Origin of the sequence: Arenimonas malthae CC-JY-1 (assembly GCF_000747075.1) — a bacterium.
GTDB classification, from domain to species: Bacteria; Pseudomonadota; Gammaproteobacteria; order Xanthomonadales; family Xanthomonadaceae; genus Arenimonas; species Arenimonas malthae.
In genome coordinates, this window is the sequence record NZ_AVCH01000011.1 from 44,089 (window position 1) to 50,843 (window position 6,755).

Here is a 6,755-nt window from a genome sequence, read left to right on the forward strand (position 1 = left end):
CGTCTCTGTGTCTTGACGCGGGGCTTGGTTACACTCGGCCTGAACAGAGGGCCGTTTCCATCGTGAACCACGCCGATTTCCCGGGCACCGTCGCCCCCCCGAGCGGGGACGACGCGCAGGCCCGACTGCCGTCGCAGCTCGACCCGGACACCTTCCGGGTGCTGGCCGGTGCGGGCGTGAGCCGGGCCGTGTTGCCGGGCGAGGAGCTGTTCCGGCGCGGCGAAGCGGCCCAGAGCATGTTCCTCATCGACACTGGCGAAGTGCGCCTGGGCTTCGACGACGGCCTCGCCGACAAGCTGCTGGGCCCTGGCCAGTATTTCGGCGAACTGGCGGTGTTCCTGGGCCGGCACCAGCGTTTCGCCCGCGCCGTGGCCGAAACCCCGGGCGTGCTCTATGAAGTCACGCAGGACGCCTTCCAGGCCGTGCTCGAACGCGAGCCAGCCGTGGCCGCGCGTTTCATGCAGCGCAGCTTCGCCTACCTGGTGGCCGGCGAGCACCAGCTGATCCAGAGCCTCAAGCGCCGCAACGAAGACCTGCTGCAAACCCTCGACACCCTTCGCCAGACCCGCAGCGAGCTCACGGTGGCCCAGCAACTGGTGCGCACCGACGACCTGACCGGCCTGGCCAACCGCCGTGGCCTGTACCGCTACCTCGACGAACTGGGCCGCCAGCCCCTGGCCGGCCTGCGCCTGGCCCTTCTGCTGGTGGACATCGACCACTTCAAGGCCATCAACGACCGCAGCGGCCACCTGGCCGGCGATTCCGCCCTGCGCGCGGTGGCCGACGAAGTGCGCCGCCTGGCCGGCCCGCTGGAGCTGCCCTGCCGACTGGGTGGCGACGAATTCGCCCTGGTGCTGCGCGTGGCCGACGAGGGCGCACTGGCCAACCGCGCCCTGGGCCTGCTGGCCGCGGTGCGCAGCCTGCGCCTGCCCAGCCTGCGCGGCACCCGCTTTTCGGTGAGCATTGGCGGCGCTTTCTGTGCCGACCCGGGCGGCTGGTCCGCCTGGTACAGCCAGGCCGACGCGGCCTTGTACGAAGCCAAGCGCCTGGGCGGGGACCACTGGCGATTGGGCGCCTAGCCCGTGTCCTCCCGCCCGGGATGCCTGCGTTCACCCCGACAGGACGCCTCACTGGCCCCCTGAATGGACGTGTTCGAATCCCGCACGCCGAGCAACCCCGCGGCACCGGCCGTCAAGCCGATGCTGCGCGCGGTGCTGGTGTGCGACATCGTCGAGTCCACCGCCCTGGTCGAAAGGCTGGGTGACATCCGCGCGGCCGGTTTCCTGCAAAAACACGACCAGCTGATGCTGCAGGCCATGAAGCTCTGCCACGGCCAGCTGGTGGACAAGGCCGATGGCGTGCTGGCCCTGTTCGAGCGGCCCATCCAGGCCCTGGACTTCGCGCTGCGCTACCAGCGCGGCCTTTACGAACTGGGCAAGTCCGAGGGTTTCGACCTCAAGGCCCGCACCGGCATCCACGTCGGCGACGTGATGACCTGGGCCAACGACGCCAGGGACGTGCTGGCCGGCGCCAAGCCCTTCGAAGTGGAAGGCCTGGCCAAACCGGTGGCCGCGCGCCTGATGGGCCTGGCGCTGCCGGGACAGATCCTTATGTCGGGCATGGCGCAGAACCTGGCCCAGCGCGCCGCCGGCGAGCTGGGCGAACGCGCCGGCCGCCTGCGCTGGCTGATGCACGGGCGCTACCGCTTCAAGGGCGTGCCTGCGCCGATGCTGGTGCACGAGGTCGGTGAACCGGGCATCGCGCCGCTGCGCCCCCCGGACTCGGGCGCCAAGGCCTGGCGCGAGTTGCCGCTGTGGCGACGGCCGCCCGCCCTGGCCGCCGAAGCGCTGCTGCTGCTGGCGCTGGGTTCGGCGCTGCTGTGGAGCACCTTCCGCAGCGAGCCCGCCATTGCCTTTGCCGAGCGTGACTGGGTGGTGGTGGCGGACGTGCAGAACCGCACCGGCGAAGACCTGTTCGACGAAACGCTCGACGTGGCGCTGCGCATCGGCCTGGAGCAGTCCCGCCACATCAATCTGGTCTCCGACCTCCAGATCGACCGCGCCCTGCAGCGCATGCAGCGCCAGGGCCAGCCGATCGACCGCCAGCTGGCCAGCGAACTGGCGCTGCGCGAGGGCGCCAAGGCCGTGATCCTGCCCACCGTGGCCACCGTGGGCGGCCGCCTGCGCGTAAGCCTGGAAGTGGTGGACCCCAACAGCAACACCACCGTCTACAGCGGCACCGGCGACGGCGGCCGTGCCCAGGACGTCCTGCCCGCGCTCGACCAGGCCATCGCCCAGGTGCGCGGCCAGCTGGGCGAAACGGTGGGCAGCATCGCCGCCACCAGCAAGCCGCTGGAGGAAGCCACCACCGACAACCTCGAGGCGCTGCGGGCGTTTTCGCTGGGCGTGAAGGCGCGCTACGAAAGCCGCGTCGACGAGGCCTGGGACCTGTTCGAGCAGGCGGTGAAGCTCGATCCCGAGTTCTCGATGGCCTACCTGCGCATGGCCTTCATCCGCTACTCCGCGAACGACGGCGACGGCATGGAGAAGTACCTGGCGCTGGCGCTCAAGCATCGCAGCCACCTCACCGAGCGCGAGGCGCTGTTCCTAGACGCGGCGGCGCTGGTGCCCGAGGGTCCGGAGCCGGCGATGCGCAAGCTCAAGGTGCTCTCGGCCATGTACCCGGACGAGTTCCGCGCCTATTACAACTACGCCTACTTCGGACTGCATGGCGGCCAGCGCTACCGCGAAGCGCTCGAGCAGCTTGGGCCGGCCGTGCACGAACAGAACCCGGGCCGGGCCAGTTCGGCCTACCTGCAGGGCGTTCTGCATTCGGCCCTGGGCGAGCACGAAAAGGCGCTGGAGGCGTTCGAGCGCGCCGAGTCCCTGGGCATCGCCGGCGAGCGCCGCGCCTATGCCGAGACCTACGCCGCGCTGCGCCGCTTCGGCGACGCCGAGCGCATCCGCAAGATGGGCCGCCGCGTGGGACTGGACGCGGTGGAGTTCGAGCAGCGCCTGGCGGACATCAGCTTCCCGCTCGACCAGGGTCGCTGGGACGAAGCCCTGGCTGAGGCGGGGCGACAGGTGGAGGACGGCGCCAGGCACAGCAAGATCAATGGCTGGGTGGCGCAGGGCATCCACCTGACGCTGCGCAGCTACGACCCGGATCCGGCCTTCGCCGACGACCTGCGGGCTTACCTGGCGTCGCAGGTTGCCGAACTGGGCAAGGCCAGCCGGCTGGATCGCCGTTACCTGGTGTCCACCGTGCTGGTGGCGGGATGGATGGCCGCGGCCAACGGCCTGCCCGAACTGGCGGAAACGGCGCTCGACGCCGTGGACGCCTACCCCGAACGGATGAATTTCCCCGCCAACGCCGACCTTGCCAGCGTGGTCCAGGCGGAGCTTGCGCTTGGCCGCGGCGAGCCGGCGGTGGCGGTAGCGCGCCTGCGCGACCGCGCGGCGGGCGGCGAGGCGCTCTACCTGCTCAACGCCGTCATGGTGCGTGCCCTGTCGGCGGCCGGCGAACACGAGCAGGCGCTGGCGAAGGCCGAGTGGCTGGCCGCGCACCGCGGACTGGCTTACGTCGAATTCAATGCGCTCAACCTGCTGCAGCCGGTGAACGTGATTGAAGCCAATCTCGCGCTGCGCGCCGCAGCCGCGGAAGCGGCGGCCCTGGGGCGCGACAGACTGGCCCGGCAGCGCCTCGAGGCCTTCGAAGCCGCGTGGCCGGAGCACGACCGCCTGCCGGCGGTCGCGCGCCGTTTCCCCAAGGACTGATCAGCGCTGCGGGGTTTCCAGCGTGATCGGGTGGGCACCCGCCTGTGCCGTCACCAGCTGCTTGCGCAGGGTGTCGCGGCTGGCGCGGATGTCGGCCTTGCTCGCCAGCTTGCTGACAGAGAGGCAACTCCACAGGCCCTCGTCCACCGAAGCGTCGGCGGCCGGCTTGTGGCCCACGGCGGCGAGCGCCTGGCGCGGGTCTTTCTGGAACAGGTCGCGGAAGTCGTCGTCGCTCGAGAGCTTGTCGAGCAGGGCGGCGGCGGACTCGTCGGAAAGCTTGAACGGCATGGTGTTTCCCCTGGCGTGACGAAAAGGCGTCGGAAAGGTTGCAGCGGTAGGCCCCCGGAGGGGCGGCGGCAGTGTCGCATACTGTGTGGCACCGTCCATCCCGGGTTTCCCGCATGCTGCTGCGCCGCTGCAACCATCTGTTCGTCGAGCTCGACCAGGAACCGCGCTTCGACCTGGCCAGCCTGTTCGGCGGCGGCGACGGCCTGGACCGCAACCCGCGCTGGCTGGCCTTCGCCGCGCACCTCGAGACGCCCGTGCCGGTGGCGCTGGCGCAGCTGGAGGTATTGAAGGCCGTGTCGCGCGAGCAGTGGCATGACGCCGACGCGCTGCGCGCCGAACACGGCGACGAGGCCATCGCCGCCCTGCTCGGTGCCGGCCTGCTGATCGGCGACGGCGAGGCGCACGCCGGCTGGCGCGAACGCGACCAGGCCACGCGCGACCTGGCCTGGTGGACGCCGGCGCTGCTCGCGCAGTCGCAGGGTGGGTGGCAAGGCCTGGACATCCAGGCGCGCAGCGAACAGGGCCTGATGCTGAGCAGCCAGCAGATGGTGGACGAGTTCGGCGCCGCGCCCGAGCCTGACTACCGTCGCCGCCCCGACGCCGCGCCTTTGCCCCTTCCCGAGCCGCCGCGCACCGGTTTCGACGACCTGCTGGCGGCGCGCCGCACCTGCCGCAATTTCGACCCCGTGGCCGAATTGCCGGAAGTGGCCTTCACCACCATGCTGCGCCGCGTGTGGGGCGCCGTGGGCACGCGCGAACTGGCGCCCGGCGCGGTGGCGGTGAAGAAGACCAGCCCCGCCGGCGGCGGCCTGCATGCGGTCGAGGCCTACGTGCTGGCGCGGCGCGTGCAGGGGCTGGCGCCCGGTCTCTACCACTACCTGCCCATGCAGCATGCGCTTGAACCGCTGCAGGCGCTTTCGCCCGCGCAGGCCGCCGACCTGGCGCACCGGTTCGTCGCCGGCCAGGACTGGTTCGAGGACGCACCGGTGATGGTGCTGATGACCGCGCGCTTCGACCGCCTGTTCTGGAAGTACCGCCGGCATGCCAAGGCCTGGCGGGTGGTGCACCTGGACGTGGGGCACCTGTCGCAGACGACCTACCTGTCGGCCACCGAACTGGGCCTGGGCTGCTTCGTCACCGCGGCCATCAACGACCGCGTCGTGGACGAGGCGCTGGGCTTGGCACCGCTGCGCGAGGCGACCATCGCGCTGGTGGGTTTCGGCCCGCGCGCGGCCGAGGTGCGCACGCTGGAGCTGGACGTGTTCGAGCCGGTGCGTCCGGCGTTCCGCGCGGACTAGCCGGAGGACGGCGCGGGCTTGCGCGGCAGCCCGTCGTCGGCGGTGGGCAGCCAGGGCGCGTGGGTGTCGTAGAACACGTGCAGCTGCGGCTCGCGGTCGAGCGGGGTGTCGAAGTTGCTGCGCACCACGTGCAGTTCGCCGGGCCAGCGGGTGGAGCGGAAGAACAGGGTGCTGCCGCAGCGGCGGCAGAAGCCGCGTTCGGCGCCGGGCGTGGATTCATACCACTGCAGCCGCGCCTGCGGGTCGTCGATGCGGACCTGGCCGGCTTCGAAACCGACCCAGGTGACCACGCCGGCGCCGTGCGCGCGCTGGCAAAGCGTGCAGTGGCAGTGCGCCATCCACTTCGACGGCAGGGTGGCGCTGAAACGCAGGTCGCCGCAGAGGCAGCTTCCGGTGGCGGTGGTCATGGCGGGGCCCTCCGCGGCCGATGCTAGCTCAGGCCGGCGGCGCTGCGCGATCGAGCAGGCGGTAGCCGATGGCTTCGGCCACGTGCGCGGTGCCGATGCACTCCTCGCCGGCCAGGTCGGCCAGGGTGCGGGCCACGCGCTGGATGCGGTGCAGGGCGCGGGCCGAGAGCTGCAGCTGTTCGATGGCGCGTTCGAGCAGCAGGCGGTCCTTTGGCTGCAGGGCGCAGTCACGTTCGGTCTGCGCCTGGTCGAGCTGCGCGTTGGGGCGGCCGGCGCGCCGCAGCTGGCGTTCGCGCGCGGCCAGCACGCGGGCGCGCACGGTGGTGGTGGATTCGCCGGGCGGGCCGTCGGGGCGCAGTTCCGAGGGCGGCAGGCGCGGCACCGCCAGCTGCACGTCGATGCGGTCGAGCAGCGGGCCCGAGAGTTTGCCGCGGTAGCGCGCCACCGCCTCGGCGCTGCAGCCGCAGCGACCGCTGGGGTCGCCGGCCCAGCCGCAGGGGCAGGGGTTCATGGCGGCGACGAGCTGGAAACGCGCGGGGAATTCACTTTGCCGCGCGGCCCGCGAGATGGTGATCAGGCCCGACTCCATGGGCTGGCGCAGGGTTTCCAGCGCGTGCCGCGACCATTCGGCGAGCTCGTCTAGGAACAGCACGCCGTTGTGCGCCAGCGACACTTCGCCGGGCCGCGGGTTGCCGCCGCCGCCGGTCACCGCCACGGCGCTGGCCAGGTGGTGCGGTGCGCGGAACGGGCGCTGCCGCCAGCGCGACAGGTCCAAACCCTGGCCGCTCACGGAATGCACCGCGGCGGTTTCGAGCGCCTCGGCCTCGCTGGGTTCAGGCAGCAGGCCGGGCAGGCGCGAGGCCAGCAGGGTCTTGCCGCAGCCGGGCGGGCCGATGAAGAGCAGCGGGTGCGCGCCGGCGGCCGCCACTTCCAGCGCGCGGCGGGCGGCGGCCTGGCCGCGCACGTCGGACAGGTCGGGATAGCGG

The 6,755-nt window shown here is 71.8% G+C and carries 6 protein-coding genes; 3 read left to right on the plus strand and 3 right to left on the minus strand.

Annotated elements, in window-relative coordinates; all coding sequences use genetic code 11:
- Positions 1-62: 62 nt before the first annotated feature.
- Together N790_RS01690 and N790_RS01695 are read left to right on the plus strand one after the other, a co-directional pair.
- Positions 63-1,079: a GGDEF domain-containing protein gene (locus tag N790_RS01690; RefSeq protein WP_052385592.1), complete on the plus strand. Its 1,017-nt coding sequence runs from the start codon at positions 63-65 to the stop codon at positions 1,077-1,079.
- Between the two features lie 63 nt (positions 1,080-1,142).
- Entirely contained in the window at positions 1,143-3,776 is a 2,634-nt protein-coding gene (locus tag N790_RS01695; protein WP_043799999.1) for a putative peptide modification system cyclase, read from the plus strand.
- Here the strand turns inward: N790_RS01695 and N790_RS01700 are convergent, their stop codons facing one another.
- Entirely contained in the window at positions 3,777-4,064 is a 288-nt protein-coding gene (locus N790_RS01700) for an NHLP-related RiPP peptide (RefSeq protein WP_052385593.1), read from the minus strand.
- A gap of 113 nt (positions 4,065-4,177) precedes the next feature.
- Between N790_RS01700 and N790_RS01705 the strand changes: the two genes are divergently transcribed.
- The gene (locus N790_RS01705) at positions 4,178-5,362 is read left to right on the plus strand and encodes a putative peptide maturation dehydrogenase (protein ID WP_043800001.1); all 1,185 of its coding nucleotides are present in this window, start codon (positions 4,178-4,180) and stop codon (positions 5,360-5,362) included.
- Here N790_RS01705 and N790_RS01710 read toward each other — a convergent pair.
- Both N790_RS01710 and N790_RS01715 read right to left on the minus strand, forming a co-directional pair.
- Positions 5,359-5,769 carry a GFA family protein gene (locus N790_RS01710; RefSeq protein WP_043800002.1) on the minus strand — a complete coding sequence of 137 codons (411 nt, stop codon included), beginning with the start codon at positions 5,767-5,769 and terminating at the stop codon, positions 5,359-5,361. The genes N790_RS01705 and N790_RS01710 overlap by 4 nt on opposite strands.
- 28 nt (positions 5,770-5,797) lie before the next feature.
- A partial coding sequence (locus N790_RS01715; RefSeq protein ID WP_043800003.1) for a YifB family Mg chelatase-like AAA ATPase occupies positions 5,798-6,755 on the minus strand: 958 nt, incomplete at its 5' end.